The 19,274-nt window shown below is 65.7% G+C and carries 20 protein-coding genes; all 20 read right to left on the reverse strand.

What is annotated here, in order from left to right:
- Positions 1–3: 3 nt before the first annotated feature.
- Complete coding sequence (locus Cte04_RS04345) at positions 4–435, reverse strand: hypothetical protein (protein ID WP_245633288.1); 432 nt, start codon at positions 433–435, stop codon at positions 4–6.
- On the reverse strand, positions 428–1,096 hold the full coding sequence (locus tag Cte04_RS04350; protein WP_066472622.1) for a TenA family protein: 669 nt from the start codon (positions 1,094–1,096) through the stop codon (positions 428–430). The genes Cte04_RS04345 and Cte04_RS04350 overlap by 8 nt, the downstream gene beginning before the upstream one ends.
- A 73-nt stretch (positions 1,097–1,169) precedes the next feature.
- Complete coding sequence (locus tag Cte04_RS04355) at positions 1,170–1,640, reverse strand: hypothetical protein (RefSeq protein ID WP_066473946.1); 471 nt, start codon at positions 1,638–1,640, stop codon at positions 1,170–1,172.
- Positions 1,641–1,653: 13 nt separating this feature from the next.
- Positions 1,654–2,718, reverse strand: a complete 1,065-nt coding sequence (locus Cte04_RS04360) for a 6-phosphofructokinase (RefSeq protein WP_066472627.1) — start codon at positions 2,716–2,718, stop codon at positions 1,654–1,656.
- 33 nt (positions 2,719–2,751) lie between these two features.
- Positions 2,752–4,563: an ABC transporter ATP-binding protein/permease gene (locus tag Cte04_RS04365; RefSeq protein WP_066472630.1), complete on the reverse strand. Its 1,812-nt coding sequence runs from the start codon at positions 4,561–4,563 to the stop codon at positions 2,752–2,754.
- Positions 4,564–4,639: 76 nt separating this feature from the next.
- Positions 4,640–5,743 carry a beta-N-acetylhexosaminidase gene (nagZ, locus tag Cte04_RS04370; RefSeq protein ID WP_066472642.1) on the reverse strand — a complete coding sequence of 368 codons (1,104 nt, stop codon included), beginning with the start codon at positions 5,741–5,743 and terminating at the stop codon, positions 4,640–4,642.
- A 147-nt stretch (positions 5,744–5,890) separates the two neighbouring features.
- Positions 5,891–6,289 (reverse strand): holo-ACP synthase, encoded by a 399-nt coding sequence (gene acpS / locus Cte04_RS04375; RefSeq protein WP_066472645.1) that lies wholly within the window; start codon positions 6,287–6,289, stop codon positions 5,891–5,893.
- A 56-nt stretch (positions 6,290–6,345) separates the two neighbouring features.
- Entirely contained in the window at positions 6,346–7,119 is a 774-nt protein-coding gene (locus Cte04_RS04380; protein WP_066472656.1) for a pyridoxine 5'-phosphate synthase, read from the reverse strand.
- Complete coding sequence (gene recO / locus Cte04_RS04385; RefSeq protein WP_066472660.1) at positions 7,116–7,895, reverse strand: DNA repair protein RecO; 780 nt, start codon at positions 7,893–7,895, stop codon at positions 7,116–7,118. Before recO ends, Cte04_RS04380 begins: the two co-directional genes overlap by 4 nt.
- Positions 7,896–8,065: 170 nt before the next feature.
- Positions 8,066–9,172 (reverse strand): GTPase Era, encoded by a 1,107-nt coding sequence (gene era, locus Cte04_RS04390; RefSeq protein WP_083526502.1) that lies wholly within the window; start codon positions 9,170–9,172, stop codon positions 8,066–8,068.
- Entirely contained in the window at positions 9,169–9,852 is a 684-nt protein-coding gene (gene rnc / locus Cte04_RS04395) for a ribonuclease III (protein WP_066472665.1), read from the reverse strand. The genes era and rnc overlap by 4 nt, the downstream gene beginning before the upstream one ends.
- Before the next feature lie 129 nt (positions 9,853–9,981).
- The gene (locus Cte04_RS04400) at positions 9,982–10,332 is read right to left on the reverse strand and encodes a DUF4845 domain-containing protein (RefSeq protein ID WP_066472671.1); all 351 of its coding nucleotides are present in this window, start codon (positions 10,330–10,332) and stop codon (positions 9,982–9,984) included.
- 79 nt (positions 10,333–10,411) lie between these two features.
- Positions 10,412–11,389, reverse strand: coding sequence for a signal peptidase I (gene lepB / locus Cte04_RS04405; protein WP_066472673.1), 978 nt, complete (start codon positions 11,387–11,389; stop codon positions 10,412–10,414).
- Complete coding sequence (gene lepA, locus Cte04_RS04410; RefSeq protein ID WP_066472674.1) at positions 11,389–13,197, reverse strand: translation elongation factor 4; 1,809 nt, start codon at positions 13,195–13,197, stop codon at positions 11,389–11,391. Before lepA ends, lepB begins: the two co-directional genes overlap by 1 nt.
- Before the next feature lie 424 nt (positions 13,198–13,621).
- Entirely contained in the window at positions 13,622–15,124 is a 1,503-nt protein-coding gene (locus Cte04_RS04415) for a DegQ family serine endoprotease (protein WP_066473958.1), read from the reverse strand.
- A 365-nt stretch (positions 15,125–15,489) separates the two neighbouring features.
- Positions 15,490–16,260, reverse strand: a complete 771-nt coding sequence (locus Cte04_RS04420; RefSeq protein ID WP_066473960.1) for a sigma-E factor negative regulatory protein — start codon at positions 16,258–16,260, stop codon at positions 15,490–15,492.
- A gap of 51 nt (positions 16,261–16,311) precedes the next feature.
- On the reverse strand, positions 16,312–16,941 hold the full coding sequence (gene rpoE, locus Cte04_RS04425; RefSeq protein WP_066472676.1) for an RNA polymerase sigma factor RpoE: 630 nt from the start codon (positions 16,939–16,941) through the stop codon (positions 16,312–16,314).
- 112 nt (positions 16,942–17,053) lie between these two features.
- Entirely contained in the window at positions 17,054–17,539 is a 486-nt protein-coding gene (locus tag Cte04_RS04430) for a hypothetical protein (RefSeq protein ID WP_157081835.1), read from the reverse strand.
- 204 nt (positions 17,540–17,743) lie between these two features.
- Positions 17,744–18,988 carry a beta-ketoacyl-ACP synthase II gene (gene fabF / locus Cte04_RS04435; protein ID WP_066472683.1) on the reverse strand — a complete coding sequence of 415 codons (1,245 nt, stop codon included), beginning with the start codon at positions 18,986–18,988 and terminating at the stop codon, positions 17,744–17,746.
- A gap of 38 nt (positions 18,989–19,026) precedes the next feature.
- Entirely contained in the window at positions 19,027–19,266 is a 240-nt protein-coding gene (gene acpP, locus Cte04_RS04440; protein WP_003058049.1) for an acyl carrier protein, read from the reverse strand.
- Positions 19,267–19,274: the final 8 nt, after the last annotated feature.

Raw genomic sequence — 19,274 nt, forward strand, 5'->3', positions numbered from 1 at the left:
GGCTCAGCGTGCGTCTGCCGCCGCGGGCAGCAGCGAATAGTGCTGGATGCGGCAGGGCCCGCGGTCCTTGCATTCGCCGTCCAGATAGCGGTAGCGCACCTTCACGGTCTGGCCCGGCTTCGGCCATTGGCGTCGCGGCACTTCGGCCTGGTAATCGGGCGTCTCGGGCCTGAAGCTCAGGGCTGCGCCGGGCTGCGGGCATTCCGCATCGCCCCGGGCCTGGGTGCTGACCACGCGGGTCTGCAGCTGCCTGCTGGAAGTCTGCTTGTCGCGCACCTTCACGCCCAGCTCGCAGATCTGCCACTGCCCGGCCATGGCCGGTGCGCTGGCGAAAGCCAGCAGCAGCAAGGACAGGGCTCCCAGAATCGGGCCGGCAATGCGCCGGCCGAGCGGCGTGCAAAACGGCTTGCGGTGTGGTTTGTGGTCTTCAGTCATAGATGTGGTCGAAGAACTGGCGCTCCAGCGCCACGGCCTGGCGGAAATACGCGGCGGCCTCGGCGCGCCGGACATCCGTGAGCTGCGGGCCCACGCGGTCCAGCTCGCGGCGCAGCCAGCCCACGAAGCCGCGGAAAAAATCGTTGGCATGCAGTCCTATCCATTCGGCATGCTCGAAGCGCGCGGGCAGCGGCACATGCTTTTTGCCGTCCTGGTCGGCCCAGTCCAGGTACAGGCCTTCGGCCACGGCCAGCACGGCAATGCAGTTGGCATAGCTCAGGCTTTGCGCAGCATCGTGCATGAGCTGCCGCAAGGCCTGTGTCGGCTGCGTGAGCGCGGGCGCCAGGCGCTGCGGCGGCGGCACGCCCAGGGCATCGAAGCTGCGCAAGAAATAGGTGTTCTCGTCGCTGGTGATCATGGCCGCGAACTGCGCCAGCCGCACACGCGGCGCGAATTCGTCGGCGCTCGCAATGGCCGCTCCCAGCAGGGCCACGAAGCGGTCGATGAACTGGTAGTCCTGCACCAGGTAGCGGCGCAGCACGGCGTCATCCAGCGTGCCGTCGAAGATCTCGTGCACGAAGCGATGGTCCACGCAGGCCTGCCAGTCCTCGCTGCAGGACCGGCGCAGCTGTTGTGCAAACCCCTCGGCCAAAACATTCATTCCGCTGCCTTCCAATACTCTTGAATCCATAGCTGCCAGTGCTTGCCCATACTGCACTACAGCCCGAATACCTTCAATGCGTGAGGCCGCCCGCCTTGGCGCCGCGCTGCGGAATCTCCTCGCGCGCAAAGTCGATGTCCGGCGTCCACACCGCATCGTCCCAGTTCCAGGGGCTGCTGGCCTGCTCCAGGCTCAGCACATGCACGCCGGACAGGTCCTTGATCCGTTCCTTGAGCCAGGCGATCTGGTCGTAGCGCACGAAGACCAGACAGCTCACGCCCCAGTCGGGCGACACGATGCCATGGGCCTGCAACTGGGCCAGCAAGGGGCCGTACCAGCGCTCCACGCGCTCGTTGATGCGGTTGACCAGGGCCAGCGGATAGCCCGAGGCGGACACCTCCACCACGCAGACCTCGCGCCGCGCGGGGCGCAGCGCCACGAAGGCCGGGCATTGCCAGCCGTCGGCCACCTCGTACTTGGGCGCCACAAAGGTTTCGCCGTTGGCCGTGAGCAGCTGCATCACGGCTTCTTCATGCCGGTCCATGTCCATTCCTCCTTCAGCCGGGCAGCCGATCGCCCAGGCAGATGCCGATGTCGCGCGCCATGGTGATGAGGTCGCTGGTAAGCGGCACGGTGCGCTGGGTGTTGGCCACATCGGCAATCGCCACGCTGCCGATCCTGCCGTCCTGCAGCGTCACCATATGGCCGAAGCGCCCTTCCATCACCAGCTGCGCCGCATGGTGGCCGAAGCGCGTGGCCAGCACGCGGTCGAACGGCGTCGGGTCGCCGCCGCGCTGCACATGGCCCAGCACCGTGGTGCGCACCTCGCTCTGGAGATGGGGCTGCAGCTGCGCGCGCAGCACATGGCCCACGCCGCCCAGGCGCACGGGATCGGGGCTGTGCTCTATGCGCTCGCGCACCGTGAGGCTGGCGCCGCTTTCCTTGGCGCCCTCGCCTATGCAGATGATGGTGTAGCGCTGGCGCTGTTCGCGCTGGCGGCAGGCCTCGATGACGGTCTGCAGGTCGTAGTCGATCTCGGGCAGCAAGATGATGTCGGCCGCGCCGGCAATGCCGGACTCCAGCGCCAGCCAGCCCGCGTGGCGGCCCATGGTCTCCACGATCATCACGCGGTGGTGGCTCATGGCCGTGCTTTCGATGCGGCGCAGGCTCTCGGTCACCGTGGCCACCGCGGTGTCGAAGCCGAAGCTGCGCTCGCAGCTGGCGATGTCGTTGTCTATGGTCTTGGGCACGCCCACGCAGTGCAGGCCGATGTTCCGCAGTCCGTGGGCCAGGCTCATGGTGCCGTCGCCGCCGATGACCACGGCCACATCCAGGCCCAGCGCCTGCACATTGCGCTGCACCTGGGCCAGCGTGGCCTCGTCGCGCAGCGGATTGGCGCTGTTGCTGGTGCCCAGGATGGTGCCGCCGATGTGCAGAATGCCCGAGACTTCGTCCCAGTCCAGGGGCTTGACGCGCGGCTGCGCGTCCATCAGGCCTTCGAAGCCGTCGGCAATGCCCAGCACCTCGCACTGGCCATGGTTGATCAGGGACTTGGTGACCGCACGGATCACCGCATTGAGACCGGGGCAGTCGCCGCCGCCGGTCAGCACACCAACGCGCATTCGGGAGTTCTCCAAAAACAGGGCCGGCCTCTATCATCCCATGCCGCGGGCCGCTCCGAGCGCAGGCACCCCAGAGGAAATGCCGGCCGCGCGGATTTTTCCGTTGTCGGCATCGAGCACCCAGCGCCTGTCATGAAAGCGCGCCACGCTGTCGCGGTGGGCCACCGAGACCAGGGCCCCGCCCCGCTCGCGCACCAGCTGCACCAGGCGCGCATAGACCTCGGCCTCGGCCGCGCTGTCCAGTGCGCTGCTGGCCTCGTCGGCAAACACCCAGGCCGGGCGCTTGAGCAACACGCGCGCAATCGCCAGGCGCTGGCGCTCGCCGCCCGAGAGCAGCGCATTCCAGGCCGCCTGCCGGTCCAGCTGCCCGGCCAGCCGCGGCAGCTGCGCCTGGATCAGCGCCTGCTCCAACGCCGCATCGGCATAGCGCGAGGCCGGCTCGGGATAGGCCAGCGCATCGCGCAGGCTGCCATCGGGAAAATAGGGGCGCTGCGGAATGAACATGGCATCCGCGGGCCGCTGCACGCGCCCCCTGGCAAACGGCCAAATGCCCGCGAACACGCGCAGCAGGGTCGATTTGCCGCTGCCCGAGGGGCCGCTGATCAGCAGCCTGTCGCCGGGCTGCACGTCGAGCTCGCTGGGCTGCAGAATGCGCTCGCCGCTGGGCAGATCCACTTCCAGCGCGCTGGCATGCAGCTGCGCCCCGGCCTGCATGCTGACGCCTGCAGGTGCGGACTCCCGCGCGCGCAGGCAGGCCTCGAAGCCGCCCAGGCGGTTGGTGGTGGCGCGCCATGCCGCGATGTCGGCATAGTTGTTGACGACCCAGCTCAGCGATTCCTGCACCTGGTTGAAGGCCGAGGCGATCTGCATGAGCTGGCCCAGCTGGATGGCGCCGCTGAAAAAGCGCGGCGCCGCGATGATGAAGGGAAACACCACGGCCGCCTGGCCGAAGAAGTTGGTGAACCAGGTCAGGTTCTTCTGCTTGCGGATGAGCTGCAGGTAGTTGGCCAGCGCGTCCGCAAAGCGCAGCGACAGCTGTTGGCCCTCCACGCGCTCGCCGCCATCGAGCGCAATGGCTTCGGAATGCTCGCGCACGCGGATCATGTGGTGGCGGAAATCGGCCTCCAGCTGCTGCTGGCGGTTGTTGAGCCAGACCTGCGGCTTGCCGATCCAGAAGGTGATGGCGCTGCCCGCCAAGCAGTACAGCACGGCCATCCAGACCATGAAGCCGGGAATGTGCAGATCGCCCCCGCCCAGCAGCTGCGGCAGGCCCACGTCCATGGCCGCGCTCAGGCCCCAGAGGATGCCGACAAAGCTGGCGAAGGTGACGCAGGCATTGAGCAGCCCCATGGAGAGCGAAACCATGTAGGTGGTGAAGAGGTTGAGGTCTTCCTGGATACGCTGGTCGGGGTTGTCAGGCACGCCCGCGCCTTCCCCATAGCGACCCAGCTCCAGCCGGTAGAAGGCCTGGTGCGCCAGCCAGCGCCCCAGCATGTGCCGGGTCAGCCAGCGCCGCCAGTCCAGCTGCAGCAGCTGGGTCAGATAGAAGCGGTAGACCGCGATGACGATATAGGCCAGTGCCAACCAGAGGAAATGCCATAGCTGCTGCCAGAACACATTGGCCTGCTTGTTCTGCAACGCATCGTAGAACACGCGGTTCCACTCGTTGATCTGCACCAGCATGAACACGGCCGCGAGGTTCAGCGCCACGATGGCGGCCAGCAGGCCCCAGGCCCTGGCTTTCTTGTCGGAGACGAAGTAAGGCCGGCTCAGGGCCAGGGCCTGCCCGAGGACTTGGATGCGGCTGTGCCCGGGGGCAGCCGTCGCTGGCGCTGTGGTGGTCATGCGGCCTCTTCTTCTGAAGTGTTTGCCGACCACTTTACGCCCGCCGACTGAGGCGAGGCTTAAGTCGCAGGCTTTGCTAGGGCAGCAGGTCCAGCGCCTGCAGATACGCCGGCTGGCGCATCAGGTCGTCCCAGGCCTGCGGCGCGGTTTCGGGCAGCAGGGCCAGGCGGCGCGATTCGGAATCCTCGTCGGGCACCCAGCGGCCGCCCTGCAGGGCGGCATCCATGCCGTCCAGCAGCTCGTCCACATGCTCGCCCAGGCCCAGGCTCTGGTTGCACAGCAGCACCATGTCGCAGCCGGCATTGAGCGCGGCCAGGGCCGCCTCGGTATAGCTGATGAGCTTGCCGCCGATGCGGCGCGCGCCTTCCATGCTCAGGTCGTCGCTGAAGATGGCGCCGTCGTAGCGCAGGCGGCTGCGCAGCACATCCTTGAGCCATTTCTCGCTGAAGCCCGCGGGGCGCTTGTCCACCTTGGGGTAGATCACATGGGCCGGCATCACGGCCGTGAGCACGGAAGACAGCCAGGGATACGGCGCGGCGTCTTCGCTCAGGATGGCCGTGAGGCTGCGCGTGTCGACGGGGATGTCCACATGCGAGTCGGCCTTGACGAAGCCATGGCCCGGGAAATGCTTGCCGCAGTTGCCCATGCCCGCCTGCAGCAGGCCGTGCATCAGGCTCCTGGCCAGGGCTGCCACCACGCGCGGGTCGCGGTGGAAGCTGCGGTCGCCGATGACCGAGGACTCGCCGTAGTCGAGGTCCAGCACCGGCGTGAAGCTGAAGTCCACGCCGCAGGCGCGCAGCTCGCTGCCCAGCACATAGCCGGCCGCGGTGGCTGCGTTCATGGCGGCCATGGCACCGCCGCCTTCCCGCGGCTTGCGGCCCTTGCCGCTGTGCATGCCATCCTCCATCCACATCCGGCCGAAGGCACGCATGGGCGGCAGGTGGGTGAAGCCGTCGGTGCGGAAGCGCTGCACGCGGCCGCCCTCTTGGTCCACGCAGATCAGCAGATCGGGCTTGACGGCCTTGATGTCGGCGCACAGCTGCACCAGCGTGGCGCGGTCCTCCCAGTTGCGCTTGAAGAGAATGATGCCGCCCACCAGGGGATGGGCCAGGCGCGCGCGGTCCACATCGGTGAGCGTCGTGCCGGCAATGTCGATGATCAGGGGGGCGTGCAGGTTCATAAGGTCTTCAAGATTTGGGAGAGTTCGACAAACAGCGCTTGCCGCAAGCCGGCCCCTGCAGCGAGGCCGCCAGCATGGGCCGAGGCCAGCCGCGCCGTCCCGCAGCAAAGGCGGCCGTCCCCCTCAGGGGGAAGGTGCGCAAGCGACTCAGGGGGAGCATTTTTCTACGACACAGAAGCTGGCTGCGTATTCGGATTCGTCGGTCACCGTGATGTGGGCCTGCAGGCCCCGGGCTTCGAACCATTCCTTGAGCTCGCCGTGCAGGCGGATCTCGGGCTTGCCCGAACGCAGATTGGCGATCTCGCAATGGCGCCAGGTCATGGGCATGCGCATGCCCAGGCCGATGGCCTTGCTGAAGGCCTCCTTGGCCGAAAAGCGCGTGGCCAGATAGCGTATGCCGCGCTCGGGCCAGCGCTGCGAGCGCGCGCGCCAGACGGCCAGCTCGCCCTCGGACAGCACCTTCTCGGCAAAGCGCTCGCCATGCCTTTCCAGGCTGGCGCGTATGCGGCGGATATCGCAGATGTCGGTGCCTATGCCGTAGATCATGGTTTCAGTCCAAATGGCTTCAAGCGCTTGCCCAGCATGCGCCACCAGCTACAGATTCAGGAGCACCTGGCCACCATGCCCGCATCGATGGCCGCCTGGTAGGCGCGCACGGTTTCTGCGTAGCCCAGTTCCAGCGCATCGGCGATCAGCGCGTGGCCGATGGAGACTTCGGCCAGGCCGGGCACGCGCGCCACGAAGGCGGGCAGATTGTCGCGGTTCAGGTCGTGGCCGGCATTGATGCCCAGGCCCGCATCCAGCGCGGCCTGCGCGGCGCTGGCATAGGCCTGCAGCTGATGCTCCTGCTCCGCCTTGCCCCAGGCGGCGGCATAGGGCTCGGTGTAGAGTTCCACCCGGTCGGCCCCCACGGCCCTGGCGGCGGCCATCTGCCCGGGGATGGGGTCCATGAACAGGCTCACGCGCACGCCCAGCGCCCGGCATTCGGCAACCAGTGGCTTCAGGCGCTCGGTATCCTGCGGGAAGCTCCAGCCGTGGTCGCTGGTGAACTGGTCTTCGCTGTCGGGCACGAAAGTGGCCTGGTGCGGGCGCGTGGCGCGGATGAACTTCATCAGGTTCTGGGTGGGGTTGCCTTCGATGTTGAATTCGGCCTGCGGCCAGGCCTTGAGCAGCGCGTGCAGGTCGTGCACGTCCTGGGCGCGGATATGGCGCTCGTCGGGACGCGGATGGATGGTGATGCCCTGCGCCCCGGCCTGCAGGCAGATCTCGGCGGCGCGCGTCACGGACGGAATGCCCAGATGCCGGGTATTGCGCAGCAGCGCCACCTTGTTGACGTTGACCGACAGCGCCGTGCGCGAAGAGGCGGGAAGTTTCATAGCGATTGCAAATCCATCATCAGCTGGCGGGTGCGCAGCATGGTTGAGCCGCAATGGTATTGCAGAAGATTGCGCAGCTGCGGCTTCAGGGCCTGCGCCACCTCGGGCTCGGCCAGGGCTTGGAGGGTCTGGGGAAAGGGCTGCGCCGACTGCAGGGCCAGCTCGATGGCCTGCCACTGCCGGCCGCCCAGCGCCGCGCGCTCGTGCGGGGCGGCCTGGCGCAAGCCGCCTTCGGCCACCAGCGTGTAGCGGGCCGCGGCCGCCACATCGCTCAGGGTGGTGCTTTCCTGGTCCAGCGCGGGCAGATGGCCCAGTTCGCGCAGCAGCACCAGCTCGAAGGCGCGCAACACGGGCTCGATGGCATCGGTGCTGGCGCCATGCTGTCCCGCCAGCACGCGCACCACGCCCGCATAGATGTCGAACAGCGCGGCATAGGGGTCGTCGCGCGCCAGCAGCCGCATCAGCAGCTCGTTCAGGTACATGCCCGACCACAGCGCATCGCCCTGCGGCATCACATGGCCGCCCACCCATTCGGCACCCTTGAGCGTGTGGATCTCGGCATTGCCCTCGGCGCCCAGCGTGTAGTTCAGCTTCAGGGGCTGCAGCGGCAGCAGCACCGGGCGGAAATTGGAGGTATGGCGCTTGACCCCTTTGGCCGCCAGCGCCACCCGCCCGCGGTGGCGCGTGAACACCTCCAGGATCAGGCTGGATTCGCTCCAGTCGTACTGGTGGAGGATATAGGCGGGTTCGTCAGCAACCCTTTTGGCGCTAGCCATGAGGCACTCCAGCTAGGGCTGCGGCACATGGCTGAGCCCGCCCCCCCCCGCGAAACCGAGAGGAAGGCGGTTTTGCCGCCGGGCCGCCCCAAGGCGAAACCCGGCGCAGCCGGTCAGGGCCCCCCTGAGGGGCAGCGGCTACACGCAGTGAGCAAGCGTGGGGGCCATCATTACTCATATCCAAAGGATTTGACACGGGCCTCGTCGTCGGCCCAGCCCGAACGGACCTTGACCCAGATCTCGAGGAACACCTTGGCGCCCATGAGCTTTTCGAGTTCCTGGCGCGCCTCGGTGGAGATGCGCTTCAAGCGCTCGCCGCCCTGGCCGATGACCATGGCCTTGTGGCCGTCGCGCTCGACCACGATGGTGGCGGCAATGCGCATGAAGCGGCCGTGCTTGGGGCTGGGCTCTTCCTCGAACTTGTCGATGACCACGGTGGAGGTATAGGGCAGCTCGTCGCCCGTGAAGCGGAACAGCTTCTCGCGGATGGTCTCCGAGGCCAGGAACTTCTCGCTGCGGTCGGTCAGCTCGTCGGGGCTGTAGAACCAGGGCTGCTGCGGCAGGTACTTGGCGCAGATGCCGAACATGCGCTCGATGTCCTTCTTGTTCTTGGCCGACATGGGCACGAACTCGGCAAACGGGTGGCGCTCCTGCATGTCGCGCAGCCAGGGCGCGATCTCGGCGCGGCGGCCCACGGTATCGAGCTTGTTGGCGATCAGGAGCGTCGGAATGCCAGGCTTGAACAGCGACAGCACCTTGGCATCGGCCAAGGTGAAGCTGCCGGCCTCGACCACGAACAGGATCAGGTCCACGTCGCCGATGGCGCCCATCACCGTCTTGTTCAGCGACTTGTTCAGCGCCGTCGAATGCTTGGTCTGGAAGCCCGGCGTATCCACGAACACGAACTGGGTCTCGTCCTTGGTGCGGATGCCCGTGATGCGGTGGCGCGTGGTCTGGGCCTTGCGCGAGGTGATGGAGACCTTCTGTCCCACCAGCGCATTCATCAGCGTGGACTTGCCCACGTTGGGCTTGCCGACGATGGCGATCAGGCCGCAGCGCTGCTCCTCGGGCGCATAGACGCGCGCGGGCTGTTCCAGCTCCGGGGTCTCCTGGCGGACGGCCGCAGCGGCGCTGCCGGGCTTGGCCGCCGCCAGCATGGCGTCGATGTCGGCCAGGGTCTGGACGCCGGCATCTGCCGGCTTGCCCGCACTCTTTCTGGCTTTGGCGCTTGCCGCGCCAGCGGTGCTCGCTACTTTTTTCTTAGCAGCATCGGTCATAGGTGTTTGGCTTTCAATTGTTCCAGCACGGCAGCCGCCGCAGCCTGTTCGCCCGCACGGCGCGATCCGCCCGTGCCATGGGCCTTGATGTTCAACTCTGCCACAGCGCATTCGACCTTGAAAGTCTGGCGGTGCGCAGCGCCGGTGATTTCCACCACCTGGTACTGGGGCAGCTTCATGCGCCGGCCCTGCAGCAGTTCCTGCAGCGCGGTCTTGGGGTCCTTTTCCGCCGCGCGCATATGGGGATTGATGTCCACGCCTTCGAACAGGTGGTGGACCACTTTCTCGGCCGCAGCGAAGCCGGCGTCGAGATAGACGGCGCCGATCAGTGCTTCCACCGCATCGGCCAGGATGGAGGGGCGCTGTTTGCCGCCGGACTTGGATTCCCCCTCGCCCAGGCGCAGCAGGCCCGGCAGCTGCAACTGCAGCGCGATCTTGTGCAGCGTCTCTTCCTTGACCAGATTCGCACGCACGCGCGACAGGTCGCCCTCGGGCATGGAAGCCAGCCGCGCATACAGCAGGCTGGAGATGGCCAGGCTCAGCACCGAGTCGCCGAGGAACTCCAGGCGTTCGTTGTTGTCCGCCGAGAAGCTGCGGTGCGTGACCGCACGCTGCAGCAGCGCCGGATTGGCAAAAAGATGTTGCAGCCGCTGCTGCAGTGCGTTGAGTGCAGGTTCCACCGGAATGGTTCCACGGCATGCGCTCCAGAACGGAGCCTGGCTGGCGCATGCCGCGGCCTTGTTGATAGGACTTGCGCGGGATTCGCCAGGGCCTGGCGCAATGCCTTGCCCTGCTTGCGCAAGTCGCGGTTATTTCTTGAAACGATAGACCAGGTAGGCCGGACCCGCCAGATGGATTTCTCGCGAATATTCGAAGCCCACGACCACCTTGTCGTTCACCTTGGTCACGTGCAGCTCGCTGCCGCTGACGGACTTGATGTCGTCGATGGCCGCCGCGCGGTCGAAACTGGCCCGGACTTCGGCCACTGTGCTGCCTTCGGCTGCGGCCTTGTTCGCCGCCTTGACCGCCGCCTGGTATTCCAGGAAGACGGGCAGCGATTGTGAACCAATCCCGACCACGGCGACCAGGACGGCCACGAGAAACACCAGTCCGATGAAGGACAGGCCTTTTTGACGCGAGCGGCTTGCAATGCTGTTCATGCTTTTTCCCTCCTCAAAGGCGGGCTTGTATTTGCCCGCTCATTCCCAGAAAACGGCGTGATGGCGGCCGGCAGCCTGTTCAGTGGAAGCTGCCGATGCGCTTGAAGTCCCCGAAGTTCATCCAGACGAAGAACGCCTTGCCGACGATGTTGCGGTCCGGCACGAAGCCCCAGTAGCGCGAATCCAGCGAATTGTCGCGGTTGTCGCCCATGACGAAGTAATGCCCCTCGGGCACCTTGCAGGTCACGCCCTCGACGCTGTAGCGGCAGTTCTGGCGGAATTCGAAATTGCTGGCGCCCTGGATGAAGGCCGGCACATCGTTGTTGACGATGATGCGGTGCGGCTTGTCGCCCAGGGTTTCGTCGAACTGCTTGAAGTAGCGCATCACGTCGCGGTCCAGGAAGTCCGGCAATTCGGCCACCGGCAGTTCCTTGCCGTTGATCGTCAGGCGCTTGTTGAGGTAGGCGATCTCGTCGCCGGGCACGCCCACCACGCGCTTGATGTAGTCCAGGCTGGGCTGGGGCGGATAGCGGAACACCATCACGTCGCCGCGCTGCACGGGCGAGCCTTCGGTGATCTTCTTGTTGATCACGGGCAGGCGGATGCCGTAGGTGAACTTGTTCACGAGAATCAGGTCGCCCACCAGCAGCGTGGGAATCATCGAGCCCGAGGGAATCTTGAAGGGCTCGAACAGGAAGGAGCGCAGGATGAACACGATGGCGATGACCGGGAACAGGCCCGCCGTCCAGTCCAGCCACCAGGGCTGCATGAGGATGCGGCCCTTGGCCTCTTCCGAGACCTCGATGTCAGTCTTGGCGATGCCCATGCGGTCCAGCTCGGCGCGGCGCGCGATGGCCGACTGCTCCAGCGCCTGTGCCGCGGCGCGGCGCCGGGGCAGGAAATAGACGCGCTCGGCAATCCAGTACAGGCCCGTCACCACCGTGGCCAGGAACAGCAGCAGCGCGAAATTGCCCTCGATCGCGCCGGTGTACCAGGCGCCGATGTAACCGACAAAGGCCGCCAGGACGGCGGCCGTGAACCATTGCATGACTTGCATCAATCCTCCACTTGCAGAATGGCCAGGAAAGCCTCCTGCGGAACTTCCACCGAGCCGATCTGCTTCATGCGCTTCTTGCCGGCCTTCTGCTTCTCCAGCAGCTTGCGCTTGCGCGTGATGTCGCCGCCGTAGCACTTGGCCAGCACGTTCTTGCGCATGGCCTTGACGGTTTCGCGCGCAATGATGTTGGCGCCGATCGCGGCCTGGATGGCCACGTCGAACATCTGGCGGCTGATGATCTCGCGCATCTTGGCCACCACGGCGCGGCCGCGGTACACCGACTGCGAGCGGTGCACGATGATGGACAGCGCGTCGACCTTGTCGCCGTTGAGCAGGATGTCCACCTTGACCACGTCGGAGGCCCGGTACTCCTTGAACTCGTAGTCCATCGACGCGTAGCCGCGCGACACGGACTTGAGCTTGTCGAAGAAGTCCAGCACGATCTCGCCCAGCGGCATCTCGTAGGTCAGCATGACCTGGCGGCCGTGGTACTGCATGTTGATCTGCACGCCGCGCTTCTGGTTGGCCAGCGTCATCACCGGGCCCACGTAGTCCTGCGGCATGTACAGGTGCACGGTCACGATGGGCTCGCGGATCTCCTGGATGCGGCCGACATCGGGCATCTTGGAGGGGTTTTCCACGTCGATGACCTCGCCGTCGCCCTTGACGACCTGGTAGACCACGCTGGGCGCGGTGGTGATCAGGTCCTGGTCGAATTCGCGCTCCAGGCGCTCCTGCACGATCTCCATGTGCAGCAGGCCCAGGAAGCCGCAGCGAAAGCCGAAGCCCAGCGCCTGCGAGACCTCGGGCTCGAACTGCAGCGACGAGTCGTTGAGCTGCAGCTTCTCGAGCGCGTCGCGCAGCTGGTCGTACTCACTAGCCTCGGTCGGGTACAGGCCCGCGAACACCTGGGGCTTGATCTCCTTGAAGCCCGGCAGCGCCTCGCTGGCGGGGCCCAGGTTGTTGGGCAGCTTCTTCTCGAGCGTGATGGTGTCGCCCACCTTGGCGGCCTTGAGTTCCTTGATGCCGGCGATGATGTAGCCCACCTCGCCCGCCTTCAGGCTGTCGCGCGGCTGGTTGGCCGGCGTGAACACGCCCAGGCTGTTGGCTTCGTAGGCGGCGCCCGTGGCCATCATCTTGAAGCGCTCGTTCTTCTTGAGCTCGCCGTCGACCACGCGCACCAGCATCACCACGCCCACGTAGCTGTCGAACCAGCTGTCGATGATCATGGCGCGCAGCGGCGCATCGGGGTTGCCCTTGGGCGGAGGCACCTTGGCGACCACGGCCTCGAGGATCTCGTCGATGCCCATGCCGGTCTTGGCCGAGCAGGGAATGGCGTCGCTGGCGTCGATGCCGATCACGTCCTCGATCTCGGCCTTGGCATTGTCGGGGTCGGCCTGGGGCAGGTCCATCTTGTTGAGCACGGCCATCACTTCCACGCCCAGGTCGAGCGCTGTGTAGCAGTTGGCCACGGTCTGGGCCTCGACGCCCTGGGAGGCATCGACCACCAGCAGCGCGCCCTCGCAGGCGGACAGCGAGCGGCTCACCTCATAGGAAAAGTCCACGTGGCCGGGCGTGTCGATCAGGTTCAGGTTGTAGACCTTGCCGTCCCGGGCCTTGTACTGCAGGGCCGCGGTCTGGGCCTTGATGGTGATGCCGCGCTCCTTCTCGATGTCCATCGAGTCCAGCACCTGGGCCTCCATGTCGCGCTCGGCAAGGCCGCCGCAGCGCTGGATCAAACGGTCTGCCAGCGTCGACTTGCCGTGGTCGATGTGCGCAATGATGGAGAAATTTCGGATGTGATTCATCAACGAGAAAGACGACTATGGAATTGGAAAAAAGGGTGGCCGCACGCGCAAGAAAAAAGGGCGCGTCCATTGGCGGCGCGCCCGTAACCAACAATCTCTGGCAACTGCGATAGTTGGGACTTCATTGTAGGCAAAACGGGCCGCAAACCAAGACCCAGCAAGGCTTGACAAGCGATCCAATGTGTCTGCCGAAATCATTTATCAACAGTTTATCCACAGAGATATTTCGCTCGTTTGCCCATCAGTGGCCGGAAATTGCAAGGGCTTTTGCACCGCCTGGAAACCGCTGAAATCAGCCGTTTTTTTGCGTCCAACCACCATGCATTTGCGTGGGATTCTACCCAATGGCATAGGGACACTACCCGAGAGGGGATGAACCCGCCTTGACAGCCGCCGGTTCATCCCGTTCGATAGCAGCGGAGGCTTACCTGGCGGGGCGGATCAGCACGTACTGCGCCCATTCGCCGCGGCGCACCAGCACGTTGACGGGCTTGGCCTTGTCGGCCTTGGCCCAGGCGGCCTCGAAGCTCTTGAGGTCGGTCACTTCCACATTGGCCAGCTGCAGGATGACATCGCCCTCGCGCAGGCCGGCGCGGGCGGCGGCGTCCGTGGCAGCCACCACCCTGACACCGCCCTTGATGGCCAGCTCTTTCCTCTGGGCTGCCGTCAGCTCGCCCAGCGTCAGGCCCAGAGGCTTGTTGATGATGGTGCCCTGGGGCGAGGACTTGCTGCCCGGTGCCTTGGCCTTGGCGGCATCGTCGGGCTCCACCTCGGCGATGACCAGGTTCAGGTCCTTGTTCTTGCCGCGGCGCAGCACGGACAGCGTGCTGTGCGTTCCCGGCTTGGTGTTGCCGACCATGCGCGGCAGGTCCGAGACCTTGTCGATGGGCTTGCCGTCGAACTTGGTGATCACGTCGCCCGCTTCCACGCCCGCCTTGGCGGCCGGCGAATCCGGCTCCACGGCCGACACCAGCGCGCCCTGGGCCTTGCCCAGGCCGATGGACTCGGCGATTTCCTTGGTCACGGGGCCGATCTGCACGCCGATGCGCCCGCGCGTGACCTTGCCTGTGGCGCGCAGCTGGTCGCTGACGCGGATTGCCTCGTCCACGGGAATGGCGAAGCTGATGCCCATGAAGCCGCCCGAGCGCGAATAGATCTGGCTGTTGATGCCCACCACCTCGCCGCGCATGTTGATCAGCGGGCCGCCCGAATTGCCGGGATTGATGGCCACATCGGTCTGGATGAAGGGCAGGTAGTCGCCCGTGTCGCGCTGCTTGGCCGAGACGATGCCGGCCGTGACCGAGTTCTCCAGGCCGAAAGGCGAGCCGATGGCCATCACCCACTCACCGACCTTGAGCCGGTTCACATCGCCGATTCTGACGGCCGGCAGGCCCTTGGCATCGATCTTGACCACGGCCACGTCGGTACGCTTGTCGCTGCCCACGATCTTGGCCTTGAACTCGCGCTTGTCGGTCAGCGTCACGATGACCTCGTCCGCGCCTTCGACCACATGGGCGTTGGTCATCACATAGCCGTCGGGCGTGAGGATGAAGCCCGAGCCCACGCCGCGCGGCTGCTCTTCCTCGCTGGGCGGGGACTGGCGCGGCGAACGGCGCGGCATATTGGGCATGGGCAGGCCGAAGCGGCGGAAGAACTCCAGCATGTCCTCGTCCACGCCGAGGCTGTCGTCGCCGGGCGCGACCTTCTCCAGCGTGCGGATATTGACCACCGACGGGCCGACCTGGTCGACCAGATCGGTGAAATCAGGCAGACCGCGGGCCGTGGCAGCGCTCTGGGCCTGCGCCGTAGCGAACGGCAGCATGGCAGAGGCTCCGGTGGCGGCCACAGCCATGGTGCTGGCGAGCGCTGTTGCCGATGCAGCGGCCGACGCGCGGGTTTTGAGCGACTTCCAGGCAAATGTGGTCATGGTCATCCTTTCCTTGTTCGAACCTCGAAACCGGCCTGTCCGCGCCGCGCGCGCCACCGGCTGATGCAGTCTTGCCGACACCCATTCTGGCAAAGCCCGGGCCCGCTACAAAGCGCAGAAGCGTCAGCCATGGCGCCTGTGGTTGCGGACCGATCGGCCACGGCGGCGAAACGTCCCGCCCACAGCCGGCAAGCCGGCCGCCTGCCACGACCAGGGAATCAACAAAAAGATAGCTTCTTGCGCCGGGAATTCAAGCACTTGAAGCACAAAACATGGTGAAAATTTTACAGATCAAGCGCCAGCTGCTCTTTTTTTAAAAGCAACCGGACGCCGGTCAGTGCAGGCGCTTGGCCTCACCCCCTGCCTCAGGGACGCTGCGCGGGCCGCATGCTGGCAAAGTTGGCATTGCGCAGAAAGCTGGCCGGCATCTGGAGATTGGGGGCGCTGCTGTACTGCGGATGCGAGGCCAGCAGCTCGTCAAGACGCGGATCGCGCAGCATCACGCTCTGGCCATAGGGGCCGGCCACGGCCACCACGGAGGAGGACTGCGCCTGCTCGCCCAGCGGCAGCTCGCTCGCGCCGGCATTGCCGGGCGCCGCCGGAGCTGCGGCCATCAGCGCCGAAGCCTGGGGAGCACCCAGGCCTGCCAGCTGCACAGGCGGTTGCTGGCCGGGGCTGCCGAGCATCACGCTCCAGCCGATGGCCGCCACGGCCGCCACCGAGGCCACGCCGGCCGCCATCTTCCAGCGAAACACCGAGGCATTGGCCGCAGAGCGCACCGGGAATGCCACCACGGGCGCACCATTGCTCACCAGCCGCTCCGAGGCATGATCGCCGGAGGGCGGCACCACCTGCTCCAGCTGCCCCAGGGGCAGGCCATCGGCCAGGCCGGACACGGCCTGGCCGGGGCGTGGCTCGCGCGCCATGAGCGCACGCACGCCCGGGAGCACGTCGTGCTGGCTGTGGTGCGCCAGTTCGGGGGAGCGCAGCACGTCGCCGATCAGATGGTACATGCGCCAGGATTGCTGGCCCTCGTCGCTTTCGGCATAGGCCAGCACGGCCTGCATCTGCGACGCGGATGTTTCCCCATCGACCAGGGCGGAGAGCTGTTCACGTTGGATCAGATCGTCGTTCATGGAATTCACCTGCTCATCTTGCTTGCCCGCTTCACGCGCACTCATGCATGTTTACCAGCGCTTGCCGCTCTGGCGCTCCAGCAAAGGCTTGACCCTGGCTGAAATCGCCTCGCGCGCCCGGAAAATGCGCGAACGCACCGTGCCGATAGGGCAATTCATGGCTGTGGCAATCTCTTCATAGCTCAGGCCCTCGATCTCGCGCAGCGTCACCGCCTGGCGCAGATCCTCGGGCAAAGCCTCCATCGCCGCATTGACCGCCTGCGCAATTTCCTGGGCGGCCAGCACGGTTTCCGGAGTTTCTTCGGTGGTTAGTTCCTGTCCGAAGCGAGAAGTTTCATCCTCGTCATCCCCAGTGTGTAACGCGCTCTCGGTCAGCACGGGCGAGCGCTTGATGTCCTGCAGCGCCTTCTTGGCCGTGTTGACCGCAATGCGGTACAGCCAGGTATAGAACTTGGCCTCGCCGCGGAACTGGTGCAGCGCCCGGTAGGCGCGGATGAAGGTTTCCTGCGTAACATCCTGCACCTGGTCCTGGTCGCGCACCATGCGTCCCACGAGCCGCTCTATGCGGCGCTGGTATTTGATGACCAGCAACTCGAAGGCCCGCGTATCGCCGGCGTTGGCACGCTCGACCAGGGCCAGATCGCTGTCTGCAGAAGGGGTCGGGAAGTCGGGAGGTGTCATGAATGCCTGTGCAGCGCGCCGCCGCCAGGCGCAGAACCCATCAGACGCCTCAGCCATCCCACCGGATTCCGTGAAGAGTCCCGGCGGCAGGCCCCGCGTTCGCAGCAGCTGCTCATCCAGGCTCCGGCATCGGCGCAACTGGCGAATATACCGCACGCCGCAAATCGCCCCAGCGCCCGGGATTCTGGCTTTCGCACAAATACAGCCGATATACCTTGCGCCGCAACCCTTTTCCCGGCCCATCCCCGATGGCGCAAGCTTCTATCCATAGCCAGGAGCCGCCATCCAAGGCCACATGCAGCAGCACGCCTGCCGGCTCCGCGGCTCCCTCCGAAGCGTCCAGCCCCAGCGTCCAGCACTCGCCGTCCCAGAGCAGGCACCCTGCGGGCCAGAGCCGGTGCTGGTGCCGCAACGCCAGGGAGGCCCACAGCAAGCAAAGCCCCGCCAGGCCTTGCTGCAGTGCGCTGGCCTGTGGCTGCGCGGCCCAGCCCAGCATGACGGCGGCCAGCCCCAGCCAGCAGACGATGGCGGCCTTTCCTGCCCAGTGCGGGCGCTGCGCGGCATAAGCCACTGCCGGTGGCCGGTAACGTGTCGTCATGGCTGCAGTGTGCAGCCCGCCGCCACCTGGGACGACCAGGCAAACCCGTGAGGCGTCGACACAACAGAAAATGCATCGCCCTGCCCCCTTTCATGCAGCCGCCGCTCCCACACCGGCCCTCCCGGGGGACACTTCGGCCTTGGGGCAGGCGCAACAAAAAAGCCCGCCTCTTTCGAGAGCGGGCTTTGAATTGTCCAAACGATTTCAGATGCGCTTGAAGACCAGCGTGCCGTTGGTGCCACCGAAGCCGAAGTTGTTCTTCACGGCCACATCCAGCTTGGCATCGCGTGCGATGTTGGCGCAATAGTCCAGATCGCACTCGGGATCCTGGTTGTCCAGGTTGATCGTCGGCGGAATCTTCTGGTCATGCAGAGCCATGACGGTGAACACGCTCTCGATGCCGCCGGCCCCGCCCAGCAGGTGGCCGGTCATGGACTTGGTCGAGCTGACCACCAGCTTCCTGGCGTGGTCGCCCATGGCCGCCTTGATGGCGTTGGACTCGTTCACGTCGCCCAGAGGGGTGGAGGTGCCGTGCGCATTCAGGTAGTTGACCTGATCCTGGTTCACACCGGCGTTGCGCAAGGCATTGAGCATGGCGCGGCGCGGGCCGTCCATGTTGGGAGCCGTCATATGGCCGGCATCGGCACTCATGCCGAAGCCTGCGAGCTCCGCGTAAATCTTGGCGCCACGGGCCTTGGCGTGTTCGTACTCCTCGAGCACCATCACACCGGCGCCTTCGCCGAGCACAAAGCCGTCGCGGTCCTTGTCCCAGGGGCGCGAGGCAGCCTTGGGGTCGTCGTTGCGCGTGGAGAGCGCACGCATGGCAGCAAAGCCGCCCACGCCCAAGGGGGACACTGTGGCTTCAGTGCCGCCGGCAACGACGATGTCGGCGTCGCCATATTCAATCATGCGTCCCGCTTCGCCGATGCAGTGCAGGCCCGTGGTGCAGGCAGTCACGATCGACAGGTTCGGCCCCTTGAAGCCGAAGCGCATGGACACATGCCCGGCCACCATGTTGATGATGGAGGCAGGCACGAAGAACGGCGTGATGCGGCGAGGGCCGCGCGCCGCCAGTTCTGCGTGGGTGTTTTCGATCAGCGGCAGACCGCCGATGCCCGAGCCGATCACGCAGGCGATGCGTGTCGCCAGGTCTTCGGACAAGGCTTCGCCCGTGGGCAGGCCTGCATCCAGGACCGCTTGCTCCGCAGCCGCTATGCCGTAATGAATGAAGGTATCCATGGAGCGCGCATCCTTGGCGCTCATGTATTTCTCCACATCAAATCCCTTGACCTCACCTGCAATTTTGCAGGAGAAGTTCGACGCATCGAACTTGGTGATGAGGTCAATGCCGGACTGGCCGGCCAAAAGATTGGCCCAGGCTTCGCCCACCGTGTTGCCCACGGGGGAAATGCAGCCCAGGCCGGTCACGACAACGCGACGACGGCTCATGCGTTCAAACCTTTAACTGATCGCTCGGAAAAGACCTGTCAGGCCTTTTGGTGGGTGTTGGCGTAGTCGATGGCGTTTTGCACCGTCGTGATCTTTTCGGCGTCTTCATCGGGAATTTCGATGCCGAATTCATCTTCCAGGGCCATCACCAGCTCCACCGTGTCCAGGGAGTCAGCACCCAGGTCAGCCACGAAGGCCTTTTCGTTGGTGACTTGAGACTCTTCCACGCCGAGTTGTTCGGCAATGATTTTTTTGACACGTGCTTCGATATCGCTCATGGTTTCCC

The organism is Comamonas terrae (genome assembly GCF_001544075.1).
GTDB classification, from domain to species: domain Bacteria; phylum Pseudomonadota; class Gammaproteobacteria; order Burkholderiales; family Burkholderiaceae_C; genus Comamonas; species Comamonas terrae.